Annotated in this window: 20 protein-coding genes; 16 read left to right on the forward strand and 4 right to left on the reverse strand. The window is 63.9% G+C overall.

Features of this window, described 5'->3' with window-relative positions; translation table 11 throughout:
• Nucleotides 1-10 precede the first annotated feature (10 nt).
• The 9 genes from soxZ (at nucleotide 11) to ABIA96_RS06735 (ending at nucleotide 8,639) form a co-directional block, all read left to right on the forward strand.
• Nucleotides 11-322, forward strand: a complete 312-nt coding sequence (gene soxZ, locus ABIA96_RS06695) for a thiosulfate oxidation carrier complex protein SoxZ (RefSeq protein WP_354136227.1) — start codon at nucleotides 11-13, stop codon at nucleotides 320-322.
• Nucleotides 322-1,185, forward strand: a complete 864-nt coding sequence (gene soxA, locus ABIA96_RS06700) for a sulfur oxidation c-type cytochrome SoxA (protein WP_354136228.1) — start codon at nucleotides 322-324, stop codon at nucleotides 1,183-1,185. The genes soxZ and soxA overlap by 1 nt, the downstream gene beginning before the upstream one ends.
• On the forward strand, nucleotides 1,182-1,487 hold the full coding sequence (locus tag ABIA96_RS06705; protein ID WP_354136229.1) for a hypothetical protein: 306 nt from the start codon (nucleotides 1,182-1,184) through the stop codon (nucleotides 1,485-1,487). The genes soxA and ABIA96_RS06705 overlap by 4 nt, the downstream gene beginning before the upstream one ends.
• Before the next feature lie 54 nt (nucleotides 1,488-1,541).
• On the forward strand, nucleotides 1,542-3,287 hold the full coding sequence (soxB, locus tag ABIA96_RS06710; protein WP_354136230.1) for a thiosulfohydrolase SoxB: 1,746 nt from the start codon (nucleotides 1,542-1,544) through the stop codon (nucleotides 3,285-3,287).
• A gap of 2 nt (nucleotides 3,288-3,289) precedes the next feature.
• A complete protein-coding gene (locus ABIA96_RS06715; protein WP_354136231.1) occupies nucleotides 3,290-3,748 on the forward strand; it encodes a DsrE family protein in 459 nt (152 codons plus the stop codon).
• Between the two features lie 313 nt (nucleotides 3,749-4,061).
• Nucleotides 4,062-5,102 (forward strand): MBL fold metallo-hydrolase, encoded by a 1,041-nt coding sequence (locus ABIA96_RS06720; protein WP_354136232.1) that lies wholly within the window; start codon nucleotides 4,062-4,064, stop codon nucleotides 5,100-5,102.
• 89 nt (nucleotides 5,103-5,191) lie between these two features.
• The gene (locus ABIA96_RS06725; RefSeq protein ID WP_354136233.1) at nucleotides 5,192-5,353 is read left to right on the forward strand and encodes a hypothetical protein; all 162 of its coding nucleotides are present in this window, start codon (nucleotides 5,192-5,194) and stop codon (nucleotides 5,351-5,353) included.
• A gap of 172 nt (nucleotides 5,354-5,525) precedes the next feature.
• Nucleotides 5,526-6,734 carry an MFS transporter gene (locus ABIA96_RS06730; protein ID WP_354136234.1) on the forward strand — a complete coding sequence of 403 codons (1,209 nt, stop codon included), beginning with the start codon at nucleotides 5,526-5,528 and terminating at the stop codon, nucleotides 6,732-6,734.
• 195 nt (nucleotides 6,735-6,929) lie between these two features.
• Nucleotides 6,930-8,639: an N-acyl-D-amino-acid deacylase family protein gene (locus tag ABIA96_RS06735; protein WP_354136235.1), complete on the forward strand. Its 1,710-nt coding sequence runs from the start codon at nucleotides 6,930-6,932 to the stop codon at nucleotides 8,637-8,639.
• A gap of 213 nt (nucleotides 8,640-8,852) precedes the next feature.
• On the opposite strand, the gene ABIA96_RS06740 is transcribed toward ABIA96_RS06735, so the two are convergent.
• Nucleotides 8,853-10,202: an MFS transporter gene (locus tag ABIA96_RS06740; RefSeq protein WP_354136236.1), complete on the reverse strand. Its 1,350-nt coding sequence runs from the start codon at nucleotides 10,200-10,202 to the stop codon at nucleotides 8,853-8,855.
• A gap of 142 nt (nucleotides 10,203-10,344) precedes the next feature.
• Here ABIA96_RS06740 and ABIA96_RS06745 point away from each other — a divergent pair, with 142 nt between their 5' ends.
• Genes ABIA96_RS06745 through ABIA96_RS06760 form a run of 4 tightly spaced genes read left to right on the forward strand, consistent with a single transcriptional unit; the run spans nucleotide 10,345 to nucleotide 14,942 of the window.
• Nucleotides 10,345-10,998 (forward strand): ABC transporter ATP-binding protein, encoded by a 654-nt coding sequence (locus tag ABIA96_RS06745; RefSeq protein ID WP_354136237.1) that lies wholly within the window; start codon nucleotides 10,345-10,347, stop codon nucleotides 10,996-10,998.
• Entirely contained in the window at nucleotides 10,995-13,457 is a 2,463-nt protein-coding gene (locus ABIA96_RS06750) for an ABC transporter permease (protein ID WP_354136238.1), read from the forward strand. Before ABIA96_RS06745 ends, ABIA96_RS06750 begins: the two co-directional genes overlap by 4 nt.
• On the forward strand, nucleotides 13,447-14,529 hold the full coding sequence (locus ABIA96_RS06755; RefSeq protein ID WP_354136239.1) for a lipocalin-like domain-containing protein: 1,083 nt from the start codon (nucleotides 13,447-13,449) through the stop codon (nucleotides 14,527-14,529). Before ABIA96_RS06750 ends, ABIA96_RS06755 begins: the two co-directional genes overlap by 11 nt.
• A gap of 26 nt (nucleotides 14,530-14,555) precedes the next feature.
• Nucleotides 14,556-14,942, forward strand: coding sequence for an MAPEG family protein (locus tag ABIA96_RS06760; RefSeq protein ID WP_354136240.1), 387 nt, complete (start codon nucleotides 14,556-14,558; stop codon nucleotides 14,940-14,942).
• A gap of 61 nt (nucleotides 14,943-15,003) precedes the next feature.
• Here ABIA96_RS06760 and ABIA96_RS06765 read toward each other — a convergent pair whose 3' ends face one another.
• The 3 genes from ABIA96_RS06765 to ABIA96_RS06775 form a co-directional block, all read right to left on the reverse strand.
• Nucleotides 15,004-16,194, reverse strand: a complete 1,191-nt coding sequence (locus tag ABIA96_RS06765; RefSeq protein WP_354136241.1) for an ABC transporter substrate-binding protein — start codon at nucleotides 16,192-16,194, stop codon at nucleotides 15,004-15,006.
• 165 nt (nucleotides 16,195-16,359) lie between these two features.
• On the reverse strand, nucleotides 16,360-19,521 hold the full coding sequence (locus ABIA96_RS06770) for an efflux RND transporter permease subunit (RefSeq protein ID WP_354136242.1): 3,162 nt from the start codon (nucleotides 19,519-19,521) through the stop codon (nucleotides 16,360-16,362).
• On the reverse strand, nucleotides 19,518-20,735 hold the full coding sequence (locus tag ABIA96_RS06775; protein ID WP_354136243.1) for an efflux RND transporter periplasmic adaptor subunit: 1,218 nt from the start codon (nucleotides 20,733-20,735) through the stop codon (nucleotides 19,518-19,520). Before ABIA96_RS06775 ends, ABIA96_RS06770 begins: the two co-directional genes overlap by 4 nt.
• 526 nt (nucleotides 20,736-21,261) lie before the next feature.
• On the opposite strand from ABIA96_RS06775, the gene ABIA96_RS06780 reads away from it, so the two are divergent.
• The 3 genes from ABIA96_RS06780 to ABIA96_RS06790 all read left to right on the forward strand — a co-directional run bounded on the left by ABIA96_RS06780 (nucleotide 21,262) and on the right by ABIA96_RS06790 (nucleotide 25,991).
• Nucleotides 21,262-22,416, forward strand: a complete 1,155-nt coding sequence (locus tag ABIA96_RS06780; RefSeq protein WP_354136244.1) for an iron-containing alcohol dehydrogenase — start codon at nucleotides 21,262-21,264, stop codon at nucleotides 22,414-22,416.
• 19 nt (nucleotides 22,417-22,435) lie between these two features.
• Nucleotides 22,436-23,986, forward strand: a complete 1,551-nt coding sequence (locus ABIA96_RS06785; RefSeq protein WP_354136245.1) for an AMP-binding protein — start codon at nucleotides 22,436-22,438, stop codon at nucleotides 23,984-23,986.
• A 406-nt stretch (nucleotides 23,987-24,392) separates the two neighbouring features.
• Complete coding sequence (locus ABIA96_RS06790; RefSeq protein WP_354136246.1) at nucleotides 24,393-25,991, forward strand: ABC transporter substrate-binding protein; 1,599 nt, start codon at nucleotides 24,393-24,395, stop codon at nucleotides 25,989-25,991.
• The last annotated feature ends 26 nt before the right edge of the window (nucleotides 25,992-26,017 follow it).

The following is a 26,017-nucleotide window of genomic DNA, read 5'->3' on the forward strand; positions in this document are numbered from 1 at the left end:
GATTGATCCGATGGCATCCAGCATTCGCGTCCGCGCCACCGCAAACGGCGACATCACCGAGGTGCAGGCGCTGATCCAGCACCCCATGGATTCCGGCTTCGTCAAGAACGCCAAGGGCGAGCTGATTCCGCCGCATTTCATCCAGGAGCTGAAGTTCGCGTGTAACGGCAAGGACGTCTTCGTCGCCGATTGGGGCCCGGCCGTCTCCAAGGACCCTTACGTCAAGTTCAGCTTCAGGGGCGCCAAGAAGGGCGACGACCTCAAGATCTCCTGGACCGACAACAAGGGTGGGTCCGACGCGACCACCGCGAAGATCGCGTGATGAAGGCCCGCATCTCCCTCCTGCTTGGCTCGTTGAGCGCCGCGCTCGTCGTGCTCGCGCTCGCCTCTCCGCGCGTCGTCGCGGCCGACAAGGTCGATCCCGTCGCTGACGCCAAGGCGTTCCAGAACTTCTTCTTCCAGAAATTCCCGAACGTGAAGCACGAGGATTTCGTCAACGGTCCTTATTCCATGAACGAGGACATGAAGCGGCAATGGCAGGAGAAGGAAGAATTCCCGCCCTACGAGTTCGCGCTCGACGCCGGCAGGGAGATGTTTGCGACCCCGTTCAAGAACGGCAAGACCTACGCCGACTGCTTCCCGAACCGCGGCATCGGCATTCGCCAGAACTATCCTTACTTCGACACCAAGGAAGGCAAGGTTGTCACGCTGGAGCTCGCGCTCAACCGCTGCCGCGAGGCCAATGGCGAGGCCCCCTATTCCTACGTCAAGGACGAGATGGCCTCGCTGACCGCCTATATGGCGGTCACGTCGCGCGGCAAGCTGATGGACATCAAGATCCCGGATGATCCCCGCGCGCTCGCAGCGTTCGAGAACGGCAAGCGCTATTTCTACACCCGCCGCGGCCAGATGAATTTCTCCTGCGCGAGCTGCCATGTGCAGAGCCCGGGCGAGCGCATCCGCGCCGAGATTTTGGCGCCGGCGCTCGGCATTTTGAACGCGATGCCGATCTACCGCTCCGAATGGAGCGGCATGGGCACCACCAGCCGCCGTTTCATCACCTGCAACAGCCAGACCCGCGCGGTTCCGCTGGAGCCGCAGGCGGACGAATATCGCGACGTCGAATATTTCCTGTCCTACGTCGCCAACGGCCTGCCGATATCAGGCCCGGGAGCGCGGCCATGAAGTGGTCACTTCCTCTCGCCATGCTGCTTGTCTTGAGCCTTGCGCCGATGGCGCGCGCGGCAACCGAGGCAGACTACAAGGCGGCCTATGCCGCTGCGGAGGCCGCTTCCAAGGAGGCAGCCGGTATGCGCAACCAGTGGACCACGACCGTCTCGACGCTGGCGGCCGCCAGGAAGGCGGGCGATGGCGGCGATTTCGACCGCGGCGTAGCCGCCGCAAAGGAAGCCGAGGCACTGGCAAGGGCATCCATCTTCCAGGCGACGTCTGAAAAAGAGGCCTGGAAGGCGATGGAAATCCGCTAGACTGAAGCGTAGTGGAACCGTCGAACTGCCAGAAATAGGCGCGGAGAATTTGTGATGGCGATCCGCCGCCGAGATTTCCTGAAAAGCTCAGCCGTTGCAGCCGCGTCGCTTGCGCTGCCGCGGCTTGCGCGTGGCGCCGAGGCCGCGAGCATTTACGACATCGAGCGCTTCGGCAACGCGCGGATCCTGCACCTCACCGACACCCATGCGCAGCTCAACCCGGTCTATTTCCGCGAACCCAGCGTCAATATCGGCATTGGCGAGATGGCGGGACGGCCGCCGCATCTGGTCGGCCGCGCCTTCCTCGAGCGCTTCGGCATCCGGCCCGACAGCGCCGATGCCTATGCCTTCACCTGTATTGAGTTCGAAAAATCCGCCGGACGCTTCGGCAAGCTCGGCGGCTTCGCCCATCTGAAGACGCTGATCGACCGCTTACGCGGCGATGTCGGCGAGAAGCATGCGATGCTGGTTGACGGCGGCGACCTCTGGCAGGGCACGGGACTCGCCAACATCATGCAGGGCCGCGACATGGTCGAGGTCGCCAATCTGCTCGGCATCGAGGCGATGACGGGGCATTGGGAATTCACCTATGGCGAGCAGGTGCTGCGCGAGAACCTCGAACGCTTCAAGGGCGAGTTTCTGGCGCAGAACGTCTTCCTGAACGAGGAAGCCGCGTTCAACGACGCGGCTGCCTTCGACAAGGCGACGGGACGCGTCTTCAAGCCTTCGACCATCAAAGAGCTCGGAGGCCATCGCGTCGCGATCATCGGCCAGGCCTTTCCTTACGTGCCGATCGCGCATCCCAAGCGCTTCACGCCGGACTGGACTTTTGGCATCCGCGAGGAAGAGCTGCAGAAGCATGTCGACAGCCTGCGTGGCAGCGACAAGGTCGATGCGGTGATCCTGCTGTCGCACAACGGCATGGACGTCGACCTCAAGCTCGCAAGCCGTGTCGCCGGCATCGACGTCATCCTCGGCGGTCACACCCATGATGCAGTGCCGCAGCCGATTCTCGTGAAGAATGCGAGCGGTACGACGCTCGTCACCAATGCCGGCTCGAACGGGAAGTTTCTCGCCGTGCTCGATCTCGCGCTCGACAAGGGCAAGATCAGCGATGTCAGGTATCATCTGCTGCCGGTCTATTCCGAGCTGCTGAAGCCGGACCCTGCCATGGCCGAGCTGATCGGAAAGCTGCGCGCGCCGCATGTCACCGACTGGTCGGAGAAGATCGCCACGCCGGACCGCCTGCTCTATCGCCGCGACAATTTCGCCGGCCCCGTCGACGAGCTGATCTGCACCGCGCTACGCACCGAGCTTAACGCCGAGATCGCGCTGTCGCCGGGCTTCCGCTGGGGCGTCACTGCGCTATCAGGCCAGCCTATCACGATGGAGGATGTGCTCGCGGAAACCGCGATCACTTATCCCGAGACCTATGTGCAGGAGATGACGGGCGCTGAGATCAAGGACGTGCTGGAAGACATCTGCGACAACCTCTTCAATGCCGATCCCTATTATCAGCAGGGCGGCGACATGGTGCGCGCCGGTGGACTCAGCTACGCCTGCAGCCCCACCAACGCGATCGGCAGCCGCATCTCCGAGCTCAAGCTCGCCAATGGCAAGACGCTCAGCGCCGTCAGGCACTACAAGGTCGCGGGCTGGGCCTCGGTCAATGGCCAGCAGGGCGCGCCGGTGTGGGACGTCGTCGGAAAATATCTGCGCTCGGGCCGGATGTTTCAGGAGCGCCTCGGTTCCGGCGTCACGCTCAAGGGCGTCGACGGCAATCCAGGCGTTGCAGGATAGGGATGATGCGGCTACAAATCGCTCGCGCAATGCTGCTGGCGCTGCTCGTGTGGGCGGCGATGCCGCTCGCTTTTGCGCAACAAGTGCCGCTTCAGGACAAGCCGTTCGCCGAGCACAAGATCGTGCTGCAGCTCTCTGATGGCGATGCAAAGAAGCAGGCGCTGGTGCTGAGCGTCGCCAACAATCTGCTCAAAGCTTACGACCCTGACAAGATCGCTGTTGAAGTCGTCGCCTTCGGTCCCGGCATCGATTTGCTGCTGTCCGGCAACGAGCGCCGCAAGCAAGTCGAAAGCCTGATCGCGCAAGGCGTGCGCTTCGACATCTGCCTCAACACGGTCGATACGATCGAGCGGGAGACGGGGAAGCGGCCGGAGTTCATCCCCGCGGCGACGCCGGTGCAGGTGGGCGTGGGGCAGATCCTGTTTCTGGCGGAGAATGGGTACATTGTGGTGAGGCCGTAGGGCCTTTTGCGTCATACTCCCGTGTCGTCCCTGCGAACGCAGGGACCCATTCCGCGTGATCTATCGATCGCGGCGGTAGGCGTACCGAGCGCTTATCTTCGCCAAACTACTCCCTGTGGTTATGGGTCCCTGCTTTCGCAGGGACGACACAGATTGTGTGGACCGGCCATCCGCCCCCAACAAAAAGCTCCCGCCCAGCCTCATCCCGCGCAATAAAAATCTTCTAAATTTTATCGCCTGCACAGTGATTTGCTTCTCTTTCTAGCCTCCGGCGTAGTAGAATCCTCGAAATCAGCTCACGCCGGGTCTTGCCATGATCTTCCGCCAGCTCTTCGACAGCGTTTCGGGCACCTACAGCTACGTCCTTGCCAGCCGCCCCGGCGGCGAGGCGCTGATCCTTGATCCCGTGCTGGAGAAGGTCGACCGCTACTGCCAGCTGCTGCGCGAACTTGATCTCAAGCTGGTCAAGGCCGTCGACACCCATCTGCACGCCGATCACGTCACCGGGCTCGGTGAGCTGCGCGACCGCACCCATTGCATGACCGTGATGGGCGACCAGACCAAGGCCGACGTGGTGGCCATGCGCGTTGCCGACGGCGACAAGGTGACCATCGAAGGCCTGTCGCTCGACGTGATGTACACGCCCGGCCACACCGACGATTCCTATTCCTATCTGATGGGCGACCGCGTCTTCACCGGCGACACGCTGCTGATCCGCGGCACCGGCCGCACCGACTTCCAGAACGGTTCGTCGCGCGCACAGTACGAGTCAATCTTCAACCGGCTCTTGAAGCTGCCGGACGAAACGATGGTCTTCCCGGCGCACGACTACAAGGGCGATACCGTCTCCACCATCGGCGAGGAGAAGCGCTACAATCCGCGGCTCCAGGTGCGCTCGGTCGACGACTATATCGAGCTGATGGCGAACCTGAAGCTGCCCAATCCGAAAATGATGGATGTCGCCGTGCCGGCCAACATGCGGGTCGGCCTGCATCAGGAAGAGCTGGAGAAGGAGGGCCGCGCGCTGAGCGCGGTCGAGGCGATCCGCTCGCTCGGCCGGCCCGATATCCTGCTGGTGGATCTGCGCGAGAGCAATGAGCGCGCCAAGCACGGCATGCTCGAAGGCGCGCTGCACACACCCTATCCGTCCGTCGAGGAAAGCCTCAAGCCTGGCGGCATGCTGCGCGAGGTCGCCGCCGCCACTGGCCGTCGCGTCGTGTTCTTCTGCGCCTTCGGCGAGCGCTCGGCGATGGCGGTTGCCGCCGCCAAGGAAGCCGGCCTTTCCAACACCGCCCACATCGCCGGCGGCATCGATGCCTGGAAAAAGGCGGGCGGGCCGGTGATGCACGCCTGACACCATCGTCGCAGGCCCTTGCGATAGGTCAGGAACCGCATAGATTTTGTGGCTAGAAGCGGATGACGCATCACCATCCGGGATCAGTCATGGCCAAGACCGTCAAGCCGAGCGAGCCGCCCAAGACGAAGGCATCGGAGGACAAGGCGAAAACGCCGCCCCCTCCGCGCGAGATCGACGACGATTACGAGGACGGCGATTTTGCAACGCCGAAGCGTGATCGTTATGGGAACGATGACGAGCCATTGTGAGGGATCCCCAAACTCCGCTGTCGTCCCTGCGTTCGCAGGGACGACGATGTGGAGGGTCCCTGGCGTCTCCCCACGCCGCCACCCGCGCTACCTGCCATGCGCCTGCGTTCATGGACAAATAACCGCTGTCCCCGATAGTTTGCGCGCCTCCAGGGTCTAAAACGGAACTGTAATGGTCGACGTTCTCGCCGCACCGCAACAAGGCAAGGCGGACAGCGCGCTGCGCACGCTGACCGGGATTTCGATCGCGCATTGGGTCAGCCACTTCCATCTGCTCGTCCTGCCGATGCTATTCCCGTTCCTGAAGAGCCAGCTCGGCGTCGGCTATGTCGAGCTTGGCTTCGCGCTGACCGTGTCGGCCGTCGTCTCCGGGCTGACGCAGGCGCCCACCGGCTATCTCGTCGACCATTTTGGCGCGCGCAGAATCCTGCTCGGCGGACTGACGCTCGGCGGGCTCGCGCTGATCCTGCTCGGCCTGCATCTGAGCTACGCCTCGCTGATCGCCTGCGCCGTGCTGCTTGGCCTCGCCAACAGCGTCTATCATCCCGCCGATTACGCCATCCTGGCCGAGCACATGGACGAGGCACGGATGGGCCGCGCATTCTCGATCCACACCTTTGCCGGCTATTTTGGCGGCGCCGTTGCGCCGGCGATCGTCGCCGCGCTGATCGCAGTGTCGGGCGGGGTCGGTGCGCTGATCGCATCGGGCGCGATCGGCGTACTGGTGGCGCTGCTGCTGGTGACGATGAACATCCCCGATGCCGGCGCACACAAGACCAAGCCAGGCAACGCGCACATGCCGAGGCAGGCCGTCATCACGCCGGCACTGATCACGCTCACCGCGCTGTTCATGCTGCTCAGCCTGTCGGTCGCTGGCATCAACAATTTCGGCGTGGTGGCGCTGATGAGCGGCTACGGCGCGACCTACTCCGCCGCGAACGTCGCGTTGACCGCGTTTCTCGGCTCCAGCGCCGCCGGCGTGCTTGCAGGCGGCTTCCTCGCCGACCACACCGAGCGCCATGGCTATGTCGCCGCCGCCTGCTTTGCGGCGAATGCGGCGATCGTGCTGCTGATCGCGCTGGTGACGCTGCCGGGTTGGGCCTTGACCGCCACGATGGCGAGTGCAGGCTTTCTCTCCGGCGTGATCGCGCCCTCGCGGGACATGCTGGTGCGCAACGCCGCGCCTCCCGGCGCTGCCGGCCGCGCCTTCGGCATCGTCTCCACCGGCTTCAATCTCGGCGGCATCGTCAGCCCGCTGCTGTTCGGCTGGATCATGGACCAGAACGCACCGCACTGGGTGTTCGGGGCATCCGTGGTCTTCATGGTCGCGACCGTGGTGCTGTCGCCGTTCACGGAACGGAAGACGCAAGCCAAGGCTTAGCCAAGAACTCAACTGTCGTCCCTGCGAAAGCAGGGACCCATAACCACAGGGAGAAATCGCGGCGCGAGACTGGTCACTCCGAGTCTTCGCCAAATTAGTCCCTGTGGCTATGGGTCCCGGATCTGCGCTTCGCTTGTCCGGGACGACGGCTGAGAGAGACGCGCACAACAACAAAACAATACGGGAAGAAACACCATGAGCACCCCTGATCTTGTGATCCGCGGCGGCACCGTCGCGGATGGGCATGGCGGCGAACTGTTCGAGGCTGATGTCGCCATCACCGGCGGCAGGATCAGCGAGGTCGGCAGGGTCTCCGCCAAGGGCAAAGAAGAGATCGATGCGCGCGGAAAACTGGTGACGCCGGGCTTCGTCGACGTGCACACGCATTACGACGGCCAGGTCACCTGGAGCCAGGACATCACGCCGTCGTCGCAGAACGGTGTCACAACCGCGATCATGGGCAATTGCGGCGTCGGCTTTGCGCCGTGCAAGCGGGCCGATCACACCCGCCTGATCCAGCTGATGGAAGGCGTCGAGGACATTCCGGAGCCCGTGCTGAGCGCCGGCATTCCCTGGGCGTGGGAGAGCTTTCCGGATTACATGGACTGGCTATCCAAGCGCGATTTCGACATCGACGTCGGCGCGCAGCTGCCGCATGCCGCGCTGCGGGTCTATGTGATGGGCGAGCGTGGCGCGCGCCGCGATCCCTCGACGGCGGAAGACAATGCGGCAATGGCAAAGCTCGCGGGCGAGGCGGTGCGCTCCGGCGCGCTCGGCTTCTCGACCTCGCGTACGCTCAACCACCGCACCTCGACCGGCGATTTCACGCCGACCTTGAAGGCGGGCGAGGACGAGCTCACCGCGATTGCGGGCGCGATGCACAGCCAGGGTCGCAGCGTGCTGCAATTCGTGCTCGATCTCTCCACCATCCACGAAGATTTACCGATGATGCTGCGGGTGGCGGATAGCACAAGCTGTCCGATTTCGTTCTCGATCACGCAGAACGACAAATCGCCAAACCGCTGGCGCCAGACGCTGGACGAGATCAATGCGGCGGCGAAGCGCGGCCTCTCCATCACCGCGCAGATCGCGGCGCGCCCGGTCGGCCTGCTGCTCGGGCTCGAGCTGTCGCGTAACCCGTTCCAGACCCATCCGAGCTACAACGCGATCGCGCATCTGCCGCTGCAAGAGCGGCTGGCGCGGCTGCATCAAAGCGATGTGCGCAAAGCGATCCTGAGCGAGACGGCGACCGCGACCGACGATCCGCTGTTCTTCCGTCCGAACTACGACAAGATGTTTTTGCTCGGCGATCCCCCGGATTACGAACAGCCGCCGGAGAACGCGCTGGGCCCGCAGGCGCGCAAGCAGGGCCGACAGCCGGAAGAGCTCGCCTATGAGGCGATGCTGTCGGATGAAGGCCGCGGCATGCTCTACGTGCCCTTCCTCAATTATGCCGACGGCAATCTCGATGCCACGCGCGAGATGCTGATCGATCCGCAATCGGTGCCCGGCCTTTCAGACGGCGGCGCCCATTGCGGCATCATCTGCGATGCGACCTTCCCCACCTACCTGCTGACGCACTGGACCCGCGACCGCACGCGCGGCGAGAAGCTGACGATCCCGTTCGTAATCGCGGCACAGTCGCGCAAGACCGCACTGTCGGTGGGGCTGACCGATCGCGGGCTCATTGCTGCCGGTTACAAGGCTGACGTCAACGTCATCGACTACGACCGGCTGCATCTGCATCCGCCGAAGGTGCATTACGATCTGCCGGTCGGCGGGCGCCGCCTGCTTCAGGATGTCGACGGCTATGACGCTACGATCGTCTCGGGCGTGGTGACGCGGCGGCACGGCAAGGCGACGGGGCGCCGGCCGGGGAAGCTGATTCGGGGCGCGCAGGGATGAATTAACTCGGATTGCTGGTGAGGCACGAAGGCCGCGCCTCAATCTCAACTGTCGTCCCGGCGAAGGCCGGGACCCATACCCCAGGGAGAAGTTGCCGGGTTAAGCGGGCAACTCCGAGGCTCCGCCAAACCACTTCCTGTGGTTATGGGTCCCGGATCTGCGCTTCGCTTGTCCGGGACGACGGTGGTGATTGGGGCCGGCAGTTCGCCTCCCTTACGTTGGCGAGACCGCGCGCTTCAGCTCGGCTTCCCGAGGGGCCGCACCTCGCGTCAGGCGGGCTTTTTCCGTGTTCGGCCAGAGCAGCAGCAGGCCGATGACGCCGGAGCCGACCATCACCACTGCGTTGATGGTGAAGCCGGTCATGTAGCCGTTGAGCATGCTGCCGGCACGCTGGATCACGGTGCCCATCACCATCGGCGCGATGATGCCTGAGAGCGTGTAGAGCGCACCGTAGATCGCGATGATGGCGCCGCGCTGCGAGGCCGGCGTGAATTCGCCGAGCATCGGCGGGCAGACCACATAGATCGCGCCACACAGGCCCGAGCCGACGACGAGCAGCGCGATTTGTAGGCCCGCGCCCTGAACGTGCGGCATCGTCGCCAGGACCAGGCCGCCGATGATCAGCGGCACCGAGCCGAGCACACCGCGCGAGATGCGCGTGGTGTAACCGCGCGCCGTCATGAGCTGCGAGATCCAGCCCGTCAGGATCACGATGGTGGCGCCGAACACCCAGGGCATGATCGAGATGAAGCCGGCCTGCTGCTGCGAGAAGCCGAGCCCCGTGATGATGAACGCGGTGAACCATGTCAGCCCGAGTGAGAGCGCCCAATAGGCGCCGAAGGTCGCGATGACGCAGCCGAGGAAGGTGCGCGAGGTCAGAAGCTGGATGTAGGGAATTTTCGGCTCATTGACAGCGAGCGACTGCGTGTCCTCAAGCGGGCCTTCCTTGCCGAGCGCCAGCCAGGCACAGACCCAGATCAGACCGGCGATTCCGAGCGCGCCGAAGGCGTAGTGCCAGGAGTGATTGACGATGACCCAGTTCAGCGCGGGCACGGCGAGGATGACGCCGAAGGCCGAGCCCTGCGACAGGATCGCGGTCGGCAACGTGCGCTTCTCGTCCGGAAACCATTTGTAGATCGCATGCGCGGCGACCGAGAATGCCGGGCCTTCGCCTGCGCCGAGCACGATGCGGCAGATCAAGAGCGTGGTGAAAGAGACGGTGCCGACCATCGGAAACTGCGCCAGCGCCCAGATCACCGCGAGCGTCAGCAGCACATAGCGCGTCGGCACCTTGTTGACGATGAAGCCGACCACGATCGCGGAGACCGAGAACAGGATGAAGAACGAGGAGCCGAGCATGCCGAATTGCGCAGGCTCGAGCTTCAGATCGGTCATGATCGGCACGGCGGCGAGGCCGACAACGATCTTGTCCGCGAAGTTCACCACCATGAAGAGAAAGAGGAGAAAAGTGACGGTCCAGGCGCCCTTCGGCGTTGCCTGTGTTGCCCCCTGGGACACCCCTGCCGTCCTGCCCGCCACATTGGGCGTTCCCTGAGCGCTCATCGTTCTCCCTGCATGTCTTTTTCGGCACCTTTGATCCGGCCGTCTTGCGAGCTAACAACGGCTGGAACGGCAACGCAACCCCGGCATTTCCACGGTAAGTGTGCTACGCAGCATTGAGTTAATTCCGTCCGGCGCATTGATCTTGCTGAGCATCCGAAACCTCTCCAAAACCTTCGCATCGGCCGGCGAGCCGGTCCATGTGCTGCGCGGTGTCGACCTCGACCTGAGGGCTGGCGAGCGCGTCGCACTGACGGGCGAGTCGGGCAGCGGCAAGAGCACGCTGCTGCACCTGATCGCCGGGCTCGATGCCGCCGATGGCGGCACGATCCGGCTGGAGGACGCCGAGGTCACGGAGCTCTCCGATGCCGGCCGCGCCGAGCTGCGGCGTGACCGGATCGGCCTGGTCTTTCAACAGTTCAACCTGATCCCGAGCCTGTCGGTCGCGGACAACCTCGCCTTTCAGGCGCGGATCGCCGGCCGGCATGATGCGGCCTGGACCAGGGAGCTGGTCGAGCGGCTCGGGCTCGGCACCCTGCTCAAGCGTTATCCAGAGCAATTATCGGGCGGCCAGCAACAACGGGTCGCGATCGGCCGGGCGCTGGCGACAAAGCCATCGCTGCTGCTCGCGGACGAGCCGACCGGCAACCTCGACGAAGCCACCGCCGACGACGTGCTGGCGTTAGCGCGCGACCTCGTCGCGCGCACCGGCTGCGGCTTCCTGATGGTGACGCACAGCCTGCATCTCGCCGGCACGCTCGACCGTCATATCGTTCTCCATGCGGGGCGAACCGCATGAGGCGTGCGCTGTGGGTGCTCGCGGTATTGCTGAGCCATTGGCGGCGGCACAGGATGCAGTTCGCGACGCTTCTGATCGGATTGATCGCGGCGACCGCGCTGTGGAGCGGGGTGCAGGCGATCAACCAGCAGGCCCGCAACGCCTATGATCGCGCGGCGGCGACGTTTGGCGGCGTCCGCACGGCGATGCTGGTCGCGCCCAATGCGGCGACGTTTCCGCAGGACCTCTTTGTAAAGCTCCGCCGCGCAGGCTGGCCAGTCTCGCCGGTGCTGGAAGGCCGGGTTCAGATCAATGGACGTTCGATGCGGCTGCTCGGCATCGAGCCGGTGACGCTGCCGGCTGAAGTCGGCAACGCGCCGCGCCTGGGGGCTGCGGATTTGAGCAGCTTCGTTGCCGCGCCGGGCCAGACGCTGGTGGCGCAGGAGACGCTGAGTGATTTGCACGAGCAGGACGGCGCAACGCCGTCGATCAGCAGCGGCGCCAAGCTGCCGCCGCTGCATGTGCTGCCCCAGCTCGTGCCCGGCGTACTGGTGGTCGATATTGGCGTGGCGCAGCGGCTGCTGAACAAACCTGATCAGGTCTCGCACCTGCTGATCGGCAAGCCGAAGGGCAAGCCCGCGCAGCTCGCAAGCGTCGTCGGCGACCGATTGCAGCGGGTCGAGCCGAGCGCCGAGACCGAGCTGGAACGTCTCACCGACAGCTTCCATCTCAACCTCACCGCGTTCGGGCTGCTGTCGTTCTTCGTCGGCCTCTTCATCGTCAATTCGGCCATCGGCCTCGCTTTCGAGCAGCGGCTGCCGATGCTGCGGACCTTGCGCGCCTGCGGCGCCTCGGCGCGACTGGTCAATACCGTGCTGGTGTTCGAACTGGTGGCACTGGCGCTGGTCGCAGGCCTGATCGGGCTCGTCTGCGGCTATTTTATCGCGGCTGCGCTGTTGCCCGACGTCGCGGCGTCACTGCGCGGGCTTTATGGCGCGCAGATTCCGGGGCAGCTCACGCTAAGGCCTGAGTGGTGGCTCGCCGGTGTCGGCATCAGCGTTGCGGGTGCGATCGTGGCGGCCGCCACCAGCCTCATCAAGGCTGTCAGGATGCCGGTCTTGGCGACCGCGCAGCCGCATGCCTGGCAGCAACGGCAGCGCCGCTGGCTCGTCCTGCAAAGCGGAGCCGCCTGCATCGTGTTCGCCGTCGCGCTGCTGCTTCTACAATACGGGCAATCGCTGATCGCGGGCTTTGGCCTGCTGGCGGCGCTGATGCTTGGCGCAGCGCTGATCCTGCCGGCCTTTCTCGAGCTCCTCCTGCTCGCGGGCCAGCGTCTTGCGCGCGGGCCGCTGGCACTGTGGTTCTGGGCGGACAGCCGGCAGCAGCTCTCCGGATTGTCGCTGGCGCTGATGGCGCTGTTGCTCGCGCTTGCCGTCAATGTCGGGGTGTCCACCATGGTGGAAACGTTCAGCCGGACCTTTGTCGGCTGGCTCAGCGGACGGCTGGCCGCCGACGTCTACATCAGCGCCGCCGACAACGCACAGGCGATCGCGATCCGCAATTGGCTGAAAGAACGCAGCGAGGTTCAGGCGATCCTGTCGGGCGGCCGCGCCGAGACTCAGGTGCAGGGCCAGCCGGTGGAATTGCTTGGCCTGCCCGATCACGCGCTCTATCGCGAGCGCTGGCCGCTGCTGGAGACCGCGCCGCGTGCCTGGACGCAATTGGTGCCGGGCAATGCCGCCTTCATCAGCGAGCAACTGAGCCGCCGCCTCAACATCCGCGTCGGCGATGTCATCGAGGTGCCGGCGCCGGGCGGGATCTGGGAGCTCGACATCGTCGGCATCTATGCCGATTACGGCAACCCCAAGGGCCAGCTGGCGGTTAATGTCGCGGCGCTGATCCGGCAGTTTCCGCAGACACCGCAGACGCGAATCGGGCTGATCGTCCCGCGCGACAAGATCCCCGGGTTGATCGCGGCGCTGCAGACGCAATTTGCGCTCGACGACCGCAGCGTGGCCGACCAGGCGACGGTGAAGGCGGAATCGATCCGCATCTTCAACCGCACCTTTGCGGTGACGTCGGCGCTGAATGCGTTCACACTCGGCGTCGCCGGCATCGCGCTCCTGACCAGCCTCTTGACGCTGGCGAATTCGCGCCTGCCGCAGCTCGCACCGCTGTGGGCGATCGGCATCACGCGTCCGCGTCTTGCCGCGATCGAGCTGACCAAGACACTGTCGGTTGCGCTGTTCACGTCGCTGCTGGCCGTGCCGCTCGGGCTGCTGGTGGCGTGGTGCCTGATCGCGATCGTCAACGTGAAGGCGTTCGGCTGGCGGCTTCCGTTCCACGTGTTTCCGCTGCAATTGGTCGAGCTGGTCGCGGTCGCGCTGATCGCCTCGCTTTTCGCTGCGCTTCTGCCGGTGTTGCGATTGGCGCGAATGCAGCCGGCGAGCCTCGTCAAGGTGTTTGCCAATGAGCGCTGACAAGCTCTCGCGTCGCGCCTTTGCCGGCGGCATCGCCGCGCTCACTCTCGCGCGCCGCGCCAGCGGTCAAGGCTATGCCGGGCTCGGCGAGACCGCCGATGGTTTTGCGAAGGTCACGCCGGGAAAGGCATTCACCTTCCCCGCCGATCACGGGCCGCATCCGGAATTTCGCATCGAGTGGTGGTATCTGACCGCGAACCTCGTCGACAGCAGCGGTGCTGCTTGCGGGCTGCAATGGACGTTGTTTCGCCAGGCCGCAAAGCCGGGACCGCAAGCCGAGGGCTGGGCCAATCAGCAGATCTGGATGGCACATGCCGCGGTGACGCGCGCCGACACGCACCGGTTCAGCGAGGTGTTTTCGCGCGGTGGCATCGGACAGGCCGGGGTCGAGGCACATCCGTTCTCGGCGTGGATCGACGATTGGGAGATGAAGGGTTCTGAGCGCACCGACGATCGCACCCTGTCGCCGGTGACGCTGAAAGCCTCGGGCCCAGATTTCAGCTACGCGCTCACGCTTGAAGCGGATCGCCCTGTGGTCTTGCAGGGCGACGCTGGATACAGCCGCAAGTCCGAGCGTGGGCAAGCATCCTATTATTACAGCCAGCCGTTCTACCGCGCGCGCGGCACGCTCACCATCGACGACAAGCCAGTCGATGTGTCCGGCCTGGCCTGGATGGATCGCGAATGGAGCAGCCAGCCGCTCGATACCGACCAGACCGGCTGGGACTGGCTGTCGCTGCATCTCGCCTCCGGCGACAAGCTGATGCTGTACCGGCTGCGCCAGAGGGATGGCAAGGACTATCCGTTCGGCAACTGGATCGGCGCCTCAGGCAGCACGCAGATGATGACGGGTGGTGATATCCAGATGAGTCCGAGGGCTACTGCCGAAGTTGCCGGACGCAAGCTGCCGGTGGAGTGGCAGATCGCAATTCCTTCGCGCTCCTTCTCAATCACCTGCAAGCCCCTCAATCCCCGGGCGTGGATGGGGACCGGCTTTTCCTATTGGGAGGGACCGATTAGCTTCGCCGGCACGCATGACGGCGTTGGCTATCTCGAGCTGACCGGCTATTGAGCTGCATCTGACTGCTGGAGACTTCAATGTACCATCTGACCGCGCTCGTCACGCTGCTCGCCGTCCTGTTTTTCTTCTTCACCTGCATGAATGTCTCGCGGTCGCGAACCAAGACCGGCATCAAGGTGCCAGCGATGTCAGGCCATCCGGATTTCGAGCGCGCCTTCCGCATCCAGATGAACACGCTGGAATGGATGCCGATCTTCCTGCCGTCGCTCTGGCTGTTCGCGATCTATATCAATGACGCGATCGCAGCCGGCATCGGCGCAGTCTGGATCATCGGCCGCATCGTCTATTTCATCGGCTATTCGCGGGCAGCCGCCAAGCGTGGCCCCGGCTTTGCGATCCAGGGCATCGCGGCGATTGCGCTATGGGCGGGAGCATTGGGGGCGCTGGTGTTGCGGCTGGTGTGAGCCCCCACCACGCAAAATGCCGCGCGTTGGCGCGGCATTCCGCATGCGGTGATGACGGCGGTTACTTCGTCAGCGGGCAGCCGCTGTCCTTGGCGGTGAAGAACGCCTGATCGCCCGGGACGACTGCGAGCTGCTTGTAATAGTCCCACGGCTTCTTCGATTCCGAGGGCTTCTTGACCTCGAACAGGTACATGTCGTGGACCATGCGTCCGTTGGCGAGCACCTTGCCCTTGGCGAAGGCATCGTCGACCGGCAACTCCTTCAATTTCTTGGCGACAGCTTCGGTGTCCTTGGTACCGGCGGCCTTCACCGCCTTCAGATAGCTCAGCGTCGCCGAATAGGTGCCTGCATGAATCATGCTCGGCATCCGCCCGGTGCGCTTGAAGAAACGTTCGGAGAACGCGCGCGAGGCATCGTCATGGTCCCAATAGAAGCCCTCGGTCAGCACCAGACCCTGCGCCGCCTGCAGGCCGAGGCCGTTCACCTCGGCAAGCGTCATCAGGAGGCCTGCGAGCTTCTGGCCGCTGGCGACGATGCCGAATTCGGCCGCCTGCTTGATCGAGTTGGTGGTGTCCTGGCCGGCATTGGCGAGGCCGACGATCTTCGCCTTCGAGCTCTGCGCCTGCAGCAGGAAGGAGGAGAAGTCCGACGAGTTGAGAGGCACGCGGACCGATCCCAGCACCTTGCCGCCGCTGGCCGCGACGATCTCGCTGGTGTCCTTTTCCAGCGCATAGCCGAACGCGTAGTCGGCGGTGAGGAAGAACCAGGTATCGCCGCCGGCCTTGGTCAGCGCGCCGCCGGTCCCGACCGCGAGCGCATGGGTGTCGAACGCCCAGTGGAAGCCGTAGGGCACGCAGGCACTGCCGGTGATGGCCGACGTCGCCGCACCGACCACGATGTCGATCTTCTTCTTTTCCTTCGACAGTTCCTGCACGGCGAGCGCGACTGATGACGTCGTCAGCTCCGTGATCATGTCGACATTGTCGGCATCATACCAGCGCCGCGCGATGGAGGTGGCGAGATCCGGCTTGTTCTGGTGATCGGCGGTGACCATCTCGATCTTCTGGCCGAGCACCTCGCCGCCAAAATCCTCGATCGCTATCTTGGCGGCTTCGACCGAATATTTTCCGCCGTAATCGGCATAGACGCCGGACTGATCGTTGAGAATGCCGATCTTGACGCCTTGCGCGGAGGCCGGCGCGGCCAGCAACAGGGCAGTCGTCGCGGCAGCGGCCAAAAGTGATGATTTCATTCGTTAGCTCCCAGCAGTTTTCTGTTCTGAAATCGCGCGGAGTGTAGTGAAGAATGGCGCGCATGCCCATTCATTTTGCGTAGGCCGTTATTATGGGGGCGGCCACAAAAAATGCCGTCGTCCCGGACAAGCGAAGCGCGGAGCCAGGACGACATCGGGGAGGCATTACGCCCCCTCCGGCTTCTTCTCATTCCGCCCTTCCGCCAGGTTCCGCACCACCACATAGAAGATCGGCGTGAACAGCAGCCCGAACAGCGTGACGCCGATCATGCCGAAGAACACGGCGACGCCAACGGCCTGACGCATCTCGGACCCGGAACCGGACGAGATCACCAGCGGCAGCACCCCGAGGATGAAGGCAAAGGACGTCATCAGGATCGGCCGCAGACGCAGGCGGCAGGCGTCGATCACGGCCTCCAGCCGCGGCTTGCCTTCCTTCTCGATGTCGCGCGCGAACTCGACGATCAGGATCGCGTTTTTCGCGGCCAATCCCACCAGCACGACAAAGCCGATCTGGGTGAGGATGTTGACGTCCTGGCCCATGATACGCACGCCGATGGTGGCAGCTAACAGGCACATCGGCACGATCAGGATGACGGCGAACGGCAGGGTCCAGCTGCCATATTGTGCGGCGAGCACGAGATAGACGAACAGCACGCAGATCGGGAACACGTAGAGGCCGGCATTGCCGCCGGTGACCTGCTGATAGGACAGATCGGTCCACTCGAACGTAAAGCCGCTCGGCAGAGTATCATCGGCGAGCTTCTTGATGGCGTTCAGCGCGGTCGTCGAGCTCGTACCCGGTGCCGGCTCGCCCTGCAGCTCGGACGCCGCATAGAGATTGTAGCGCGCGACGCGGTCCGGTCCCGAGACATCCTTGAAGTCGACCACACTGCCGAGCATCACCATGTCGCCGGAAGCGTTGCGCGTTCGCAACCGCGCGAGATCGCTGGGTTCTTTGCGGAACGGGAAGTCAGCCTGCGCAGTGACGTGATAGGTACGGCCGAACAGGTTGAAGTCGTTGACATAGGTCGATCCGAAATAGGTCTGGATCGTGTCGTTGATGTTCGCAATGGGAACACCGAGCTTCTGCGCCTTGGTGCGGTCGATGTCGACGAAGAGCTGCGGCGTGTTGGCCGAGAACGGCGAGAATACCGAGGGAGCGAGCAGCGCGGGCGATTTGCGCGCCGCGGCGACGAGCTCGTCGGTTGCGGACGCCAGCAACTCCGGCCCGCGACCCTGGCGATCCTGGATACGGATGGTGAAGCCACCACCGGTGCCGATGCCCGGCACGGCCGGCGGAGGAATGACGATGATGAAAGCGCCCTGGATCGCGGCGAGGCGCTTGCGCAGCTCGGCCGTGATCGCGTTCGCCGTCAGTCCCTTCTTGATGCGCACCTCGGGTTCATCGAACACCGGGAATAGCGCTGCGGCATTGCCGGCCTGTGTGCGCGTGGCGCCGGAGAAGCCGGCGAAAGCGGCAACGCGGATGATGCCCGGCGTATCCAGCGAAATCCGCTCGATCTCACGCACGACTTCTGTCGTGCGCGCCAGCGATGCCGCACCGGGCAATTGCACGGAGATGATGACGTAGCCGCGGTCCTGCGCCGGGATGAAACCCTGCGACGTGGTCCCGATCAGCCAGCCGGCGCTGCCGATCAGCACGACATAGATCAGGATCATCACCACCGAATGCCGGATCACGAAATTGGCCACGCCTGCATAGCCATGCGCCAGCCGGTCGAACAGGCGGTTGAAGGCGCCGGTGAAGGCGTTCCAGCCGCGCGCGAACAGATTCCAGGCGGCAGGCGGCCGCTTCTCCCCATGGGGTGTGAGGATCAGCGAGGCCAGCGCCGGCGACAGCGTCAGCGAGCAGAAGCAGGAGATCGCGGTCGCCACCGCAATGGTGACGGCGAACTGCTGGAAGAACTGCCCGGAAATGCCGCCGATGAACGCGGTCGGCACGAACACGGCGCAGAGCACCAGCGCGATCGAGACCAGCGCGCCGCCGACCTCCTCCATGGTCTTCAGCGCAGCGTCGCGCCGGCTCATGCCGCGCTCGAGATGCCGCTCGACATTCTCGACCACGACGATGGCGTCGTCGACGACGATGCCGACGGCGAGCACGAGGCCGAACAGAGTGAGGTTGTTGATGGAGAAGCCGAGCGCCGCCATCGCCGCGAAAGTGCCGACCAGCGACACTGGAATCGCGATGATCGGGATGATCGCCGGTCGCCAGCCCTGCAGGAACACCAGCACGACGACGACCACGAGCAGCATGGCCTCGTAGATGGTCTTGATCAGCTCGTGGACGGACTGCGCGATGAACTCGGTCGGATTGTAGCCGATATTGTAGTCGAGCCCTTTCGGAAAATTCTCCTTGAGCTTCGTCATGGTGTCGGAGATGCTTTTTGCCGTCGCGAGCGCATTCGATCCCGGCCGCTGCGTCACCAGCATGGCGACCGCGGATTTGCGCAGCAGGAAGCTGTTGGTCGAATAGGCGAGAGCCCCGAGCTCGATGCGGGCGACGTCGCGCAGGCGCACCGTGCGGCCATCGGAGCCGGCCTTGATCAGGATATCCTCGAACTGCTTCTGGTCCTTTAGACGTCCGGTGAAAACCAGGTTCGGCTGGAAGGCGCGGTCGGCGATTGGCGGCTCGGCGATCTGGCCGCCCGCGATCTGCACGTTCTGGGCGCGGATCGCGGCCAGAACCTCGGTCGAGGTCAGGCCGAGATTGGCGATGCGGTCGGGATCGAGCCAAAGCCGCATCGAATAATCGCGCGCGCCAAAGATCTGGATGTCGCCGACGCCGTCGATGCGCAGCAACTGATCGCGGACCTGGAGCAGCGCGTAATTGGAGATGTAGAGCTGGTCGAACGTGTCGTCGGGCGACAGCATGAACACGACCATCAGGATGTCGGGCGAGTTCTTGCGGGTGACGACGCCGTTACGCTGGACCTCGTCCGGCAGCTGCGGCTGCGCGATCGCGACGCGATTTTGGACCAGCACCTGCGCCTTGTCGAGATCGGTGCCCAACTTGAACGTGACGGTAATGGTGAGCTGACCGTTCGAGGTCGCCTGGCTGTAGAGATACAGCATATCCTCGACGCCGTTGATCTGCTGCTCGATCGGAGCGGCGACGGTGTCGGACACGGTTTGCGCCGAGGCGCCCGGATATTGCGTGGTGACGACAACGGTCGGCGGCACCACTTGCGGATACTCGGAGATCGGCAGTGTCGAGTAGGCGAGCGCACCGACGATCAGGAGCACGATCGACAGCACCATCGCCAGGATGGGCTGGTTGATGGACAGACGGCCAAGATTCATGACTTGTCACCAGGCTTGGCACCGGCCGGCGTTTTCGCGGGAGATGGGGCGACCTTGGCGCCAACGCGGGCGCGCTGGATGCCGTTGACGATGACCCGGTCCTCGGCGTTCAGCCCTTCGCGGATCACACGCAAGCCGTCATCGAGCGGCCCCAGCACCACGGGCCGCGCCTCCACGGTGTCGTCAGGCTTCACCACGAACACGATCTTGCGCGACTGGTCGGTCGCAACTGCGACGTCCGGGATCAGCAGCGCCTCATAAGGCGCGCTGCCGATCAGGCGGACGCGGCCGAATTGGCCGGGCAGGATCGAGAGATCGGTGTTCTTGACGACAGCGCGGCTGCGCAGCGTACCGGTCGAGACATCGAGGCGGTTGTCGAGAAAGTTGATGGCGCCTTCATGCGACGGTTTGGCTTCGCCGGCGAGCGTCACCTGCACCGGGTTGGCGGTATCGCGCGAGCTCGGGCGCTTACCTTCGAACCACAGCTTGCTGTATTTGATGAAGGTCGTCTCATCCATGTCGAAATAGACGTAGATAGGATCAAGCGTCACGATCGAGGTCAGCAGCGTCGAAGAGCCGTTGTCGCTACCCTGCACGAGATTGCCGGGGCTGACGAGATGGCGGCCGACGCGGCCGGTGAGCGGCGCGGTCACATGGGTGAACTCGATGTTGAGCCGGGCGGCCTTCAGCGCGCCTTCGGCCTGGGTCTCGGCGGCGTGCGCGGCCTGTAAGGCCTGACGGCGCTGGTCGACGACTTGCTCGGAGACAGCGCTGGTCTGGACCAGGTTCAGGCCGCGGTCGAGCTCGCGCTTGGCCAGCTCGACCTTGGCGCGGGCGTCGGAGAGCTGGCCATCCGCCTGCTCGGCCACCGCCTCGAACGGGCGCGGGTCGATGACGTAGAGCAGATCGCCCTGATGCACGATCGCACCGTCCTGGAACTCGACGGAGTTGACGAAGCCGCCGACGCGGGGGCGCACCTGCACCTCCTCGACCGCCTCGAACCGGCCGGTGTACTCATCCCAATCGGTAACGGTGCGCTTGACCGGCTGGGCAATGGTGACCGGCGGAGGTGGCGGTGCGGCTGCTTGGGAGGCCGGCTGTCCGCAACCACTGAGCGCGAATGCTGCGGCGAGAAGGCCGGCTATGGCGTATGGCCGGAGCTGAACGAAATCGTGCGTTTTGACAAATTGCTCGCTTCCGTCAGGTCCAGTCATCCCAGGTCCTCGCATGAAAGCCGCGGAAAAAGCAGAGTACTCGTTGACCCGCGGGCGCCACAAGATGGGTGGCGATGATGAACTCTTCAAGACTACACCACACGCAATGCTCAAGAGAATGCCCTGGCCGGATGACGGGTTGACAGGGAGAGAGACGGGCATGCGCCGACCTTCCTTCGCCTCTCCCCGCTTGCGGTAGGCTATCGCATATGACGTTTTGGCGGGGCTTGAGCAAGCGCCTCGTCCTTCGAGACGCCCGCTTTGCGGTCTCCTCAGGATGAGGCTGAGCGGCATCCTTGCTTGTTGAAAACTGCTGCCGCGCACTCCGCCCTCATCCTGAGGGCCCGCCAGAGGCGGGCGTCTCGAAGGATGGCCGCAGAGAAGCAGCCTCCAAATGCGATACCTCCTGCCGCTTGCGGGGAGAGGGAGACGAGAGAGCGGCCAGCGTCTTCGCACATGACTGATACGGCGGGCTCGGCTAGATTACCCCTTACAAAACAAGACGAATTGTCCGGGGAGGACAGGCGTGCATCAGGGACGTGTCGTTTACGGCGCGATCGAGGAGGTCGTATTCGGCCATCCGGCGGCCGAGGCCATCGTTGCGCAGATGGACCGGCTGGGGACGCAACGTGCCTTCCTGATGGTGTCAGGCACGCTGAACCGCCAGACCGACGAAATCGCGAAGATCGTTCAGGCGCTCGGTGCTCGCTGCGCCGGGCTGTTCGATGCGATGCCCGCACACACGCCGCGCGAGGCGGTGATTGCGGCCACCAATGCGGCGCGCGAGGCCGGCGCTGATTTGATCGTCACCGTGGGCGGCGGCTCGATCACCGACGGCGCCAAGGCCGTGCAGCTCTGCCTTGCCAACGGCATCGACGATATCGACGGCATCGAGCGCATCCGTGTGCATAAGGGTGTCGCACCGGAGATGACCGCCCCGACGGCACGCCAGATCAGCGTGCCGACCACGATTGCCGGCGGCGAGTTCTCGTCGATCGCGGGGGTCACTGACCGCAGCACGCATGTGAAGCAGATGCTGCGGCATCCGCTGACCGTGCCGCGCGCAACGATTCTCGATCCCGCCATCACCGTGCACACGCCGGAATGGCTGTTTCTCTCCACCGGTATCCGCGCCATCGACCATTGCGTCGAAGCGATCTGCTCGCGCGAGACCCACCCTTATGCCGACGCGCAGTCGGTGAAGGGTCTCGCCATGCTCGCCGATGCGCTGCCGCGGGTGAAGGCCGACCCTGCCGATCTCGATGCGCGGATGGACGCGCAGATCGGCACATGGCTATCTATGGGCGCGCTTGCGGCCGGCGTGCCGATGGGCGCGAGCCATGGCATCGGCTACGTGCTGGGCGCGGCCTTCGACGTGCCGCACGGCTACACCTCCTGCATCATGCTGCCGGCGGTGATGCGTTGGAATGCGAGCGCCAATGCCGAGCGCCAGATGATCGTCGCCGCCGCCATGGGTTTTCCCGGCCATAACGCCGCCGACGTGCTCGATGCCTTCATTCGCTCGCTCGGCATGCCGCGTAGCCTGGCTGACGTGCGCGTGTTGCCCGAACATTTCGACGCCATCGCCGAGCAGGCGATGCGCACGCCCTGGGTGCCGCGCAATCCGCGCAAGATCGAGGGCCCAGCGCAAGTGCGCGAAATCCTGCTTCTCGCCGCATGATTTTCAAGCCGGAGGACTGATGTACCCAGGTCTGCATGCTCGTCTGCGCCCGCTGCAACCCGCCTTCATCATGGCGGCGACGGGCGAGGCCGTCACTTACCGCGAACTCGATGCCCGCAGCAACCGGCTGGCGCATCTGTTCCGCGAGCACGGACTGAAGCAGCGCGATCACTACTCGATCTTCATGGAGAACAACTCCCGCTATCTCGAAGCCTGCGGCGCGGGTGAGCGGTCGGGGCTGTATTACACCTGCATCAACTCCTTCCTCACCGCGGGCGAACTCGCCTATCTCCTTACCAACAGCCAGTCCAAGATCCTGATCACGTCCGTTGCAAAACTCGACATCGCGCGCGAGGCGATCCAGGCCTGTCCCGACGTCAAGCTCTGCATCGTCGCCGACGGTCCCGGTGAGAGCGACCGCATCGTCGGGCTCGCAGAGGTGACCGCAGACCTGCCGCGGACACCAATCGCGGACGAATGGCTTGGCACCTCCATGCTCTATTCGTCAGGCACGACCGGACGCCCCAAGGGCATTATTCGGCCGCTTCCGGAAGAACCGCCAAGGCACAATCTGCCGCTATTCGATTTCCTTTCAAAACTTTGGCACTACCGCGAGGGCATGGTCTATTTGTCGCCGGCGCCGCTCTATCACTCGGCGCCCCAGGCCGCGGTCAATCTCACGATCCGCATGGGCGGCACCGTGGTTATCATGGAGACTTTCGATCCCGAGCGTTACCTCCAGCTCGTCGAGCAATGGGGCATCACCCACAGCCAGCTGGTACCGACGATGTTCTCGCGCATGCTGAAGCTGCCGGAGGAGGTACGCGACCGCTACGATTTGTCATCGCTCGAGATCGCGATCCATGCCGCCGCTCCCTGCCCCGCGCTGATCAAGGACGACATCATCAAATGGTGGGGGCCCATCATCCACGAATATTACGGCGCGACTGAAGGCCTCGGCTTCACGGCGTGCAACAGCGAGGAATGGCTTAGCCACCGCGGCACCGTCGGCAAGGTGCTGCTCGGCGATCTCCATATTCTCGACGAGAACATGCAGCCATGCCCAACCGGCACGCCGGGGCAAGTCTGGTTCAAGACGGGATCTCCGTTCGAATATTTCAATGACCCGGAGAAAACCAAAGAGGCTCGCTCGGCCGACGGCAGCATGAGCACGGTCGGCGATGTCGGCTATGTCGACGAGGACCGCTTCCTCTATCTCACCGATCGCGCGACCTTCATGATCATCTCGGGCGGCGTGAACATCTATCCGCAGGAATGCGAGAATCTGCTGATTACCCATCCGAAGGTTGCCGATGCCGCGGTATTCGGCGTGCCCAATCCTGATCTCGGCGAGGAGGTGAAGGCTGTCGTACAGCCGATGCCGGGCGTAATGCCCGGTGACGCGCTCGCTGAAGAGCTGATCGCCTTCTGCGGGGCATCGCTGTCGCGGCAGAAGGTACCGCGCTCGGTCGATTTCGAGAAGGAATTGCCGCGGTTGCCGACGGGAAAGCTGTACAAGCGGCTGCTGCGGGACCGGTACTGGGGCAACAAGACGTCAAGGATTGTGTGAGGAGTGCTGCTGTGTAACGTCCGCGAGCAAGCACCACAAACTCCGGTGTCGTCCCGGGGCGCGACGAAGTCGCGAACCCGGGTTCCATAACCACAGGGAGAAGTTACCGCGCGAGCAGGTAACTCCGAATCTTCGTCAGACCCAATCCTGTGGTTATGGGTCCCCGATCGCCGCTGCGCTTGTCCGGGACGACGGCGGAGTTCGTTGATCCGGCATCGCACAATATCCGCGCAGGAACCGCGCGTTCGCACCCGCACTCTCACATTGTGAGAGAAACACTCCGCGGCCTTTCGTCATCCGAATTGTCGAGACAGCACGCGGCCTTGCCGGTTGCCTCCCTCCACACGCCTCGGCTATCGTCCGGTCAAACAGGCCACAAATGGCTGATGTCCAGGGAGGACCGAGGATGCGGAGCGTGTGGGCGCTCGCCGCGACGGCGGCGCTGTCTTTATTGGCGTTTTCGACCACGGCATTCGCCGGCGAGCCCAAACAGGGCGGAATCCTGCGGATGTATCACCGCGACAGCCCTGGCAACGCCTCGATCCATGAAGGCGCGACCTACTCGCTCAATGTTCCCTTCATGCCGGTGTTCAACAACCTCGTCATCTACAAGCAGGACGAGCCCCAGAACACGATGAACAACATCGTGCCCGAGCTCGCCGAGAGCTGGGCCTGGTCGAACGAGGGCAAGACGCTGACCTTCAAGCTGCGCCAAGGCGTGAAATGGCATGATGGCAAGCCCTTCACCTCCGCGGATGTCAAATGCACCTTCGACATGCTGATGGGCAAGTCGCAGCAGAAATTCCGGCAGAACCCGCGCAAGTCCTGGTACAACGAGGTCAACGACATCTCGACCAATGGCGATTTCGAGGCTTCGTTCAATCTGAAGCGGCCGCAGCCGTCGCTGCTCGCTCTGCTGGCGTCGGGCTACACGCCGGTCTATCCCTGCCACGTCTCGCCCGGCGACATGCGCACGCATCCGATCGGCACCGGCCCGTTCAAATTCGTCGAGTTCAAAGCCAATGAATCGATCAAGCTGACCCGGAACACCGACTATTGGCGCAAGGGCCGGCCCTATCTCGACGGCATCGAGTTCACCATCATCCCGAACCGCTCGACCGCGATTCTCGCCTTCGTCGCCGGCAAGTTCGACATGACCTTCCCGACCGAGGTGAGCATTCCGCTGCTGAAGGACGTGAAATCGCAGGCGCCGAACGCGGTCTGCGAGGTCGAGCCGAACAATGTCTCGACCAACATCATCGTCAACTCGTCCGCGCCGCCGTTCGACAACATCGACATCCGCAAGGCCATGGCGCTGTCGCTTGACCGCAAGGCCTTCATCTCGATTCTGTTCGAGGGCCAGGGCGATATCGGCGGCACGATGGAGCCGGCGCCTGCTGGCCTCTGGGCAATGCCGAAGGAGATGCTCGAGAGCATTCCGGGCTACGGCCCCGACATCAACGCCAACCGCGAGGAAGCCAAGAAGCTGATGCAGAAAGCCGGCTACGGGCCGGACAAGCACCTCGCCGTCAAGGTCTCGACCCGCAACATTCCGGTCTATCGCGATCCCGCGGTGATCCTGATCGACCAGCTCAAGAGCATTTATATCGACGGCGAGCTCGACGTGGTCGAGACCGCGAACTGGTTCCCGAAGATCGCCCGCAAGGACTACATGCTCGGCCTTAATCTGACCGGCAACGCCGTCGACGACCCCGACCAGTCTTTCTACGAAAACTATTCCTGCGGCTCCGAGCGCAACTACACAAATTATTGCAACAAGGAGATCGAAAAACTGTTCGACGTGCAGTCGCAGGAGACCGATATCGCCAAACGCAAGAAGCTGGTGTGGGACATCGACAAGAAATTGCAGGAGGATGTCGCCCGCCCAATCATCTTCCACGCACGCACCGGCACCTGCTGGCAGCCCTATGTGAAGGGCGTGACTGTCATGACCAACAGCTCCTATAATGGGTACCGGTACGAAGACGTTTGGATGGACAAGTAGCGCGCTAACGGTTCGACGGAGGGCGC

The organism is Bradyrhizobium sp. LB11.1, assembly GCF_040549385.1.
In the GTDB taxonomy this organism is placed as follows: Bacteria; Pseudomonadota; Alphaproteobacteria; order Rhizobiales; family Xanthobacteraceae; genus Bradyrhizobium.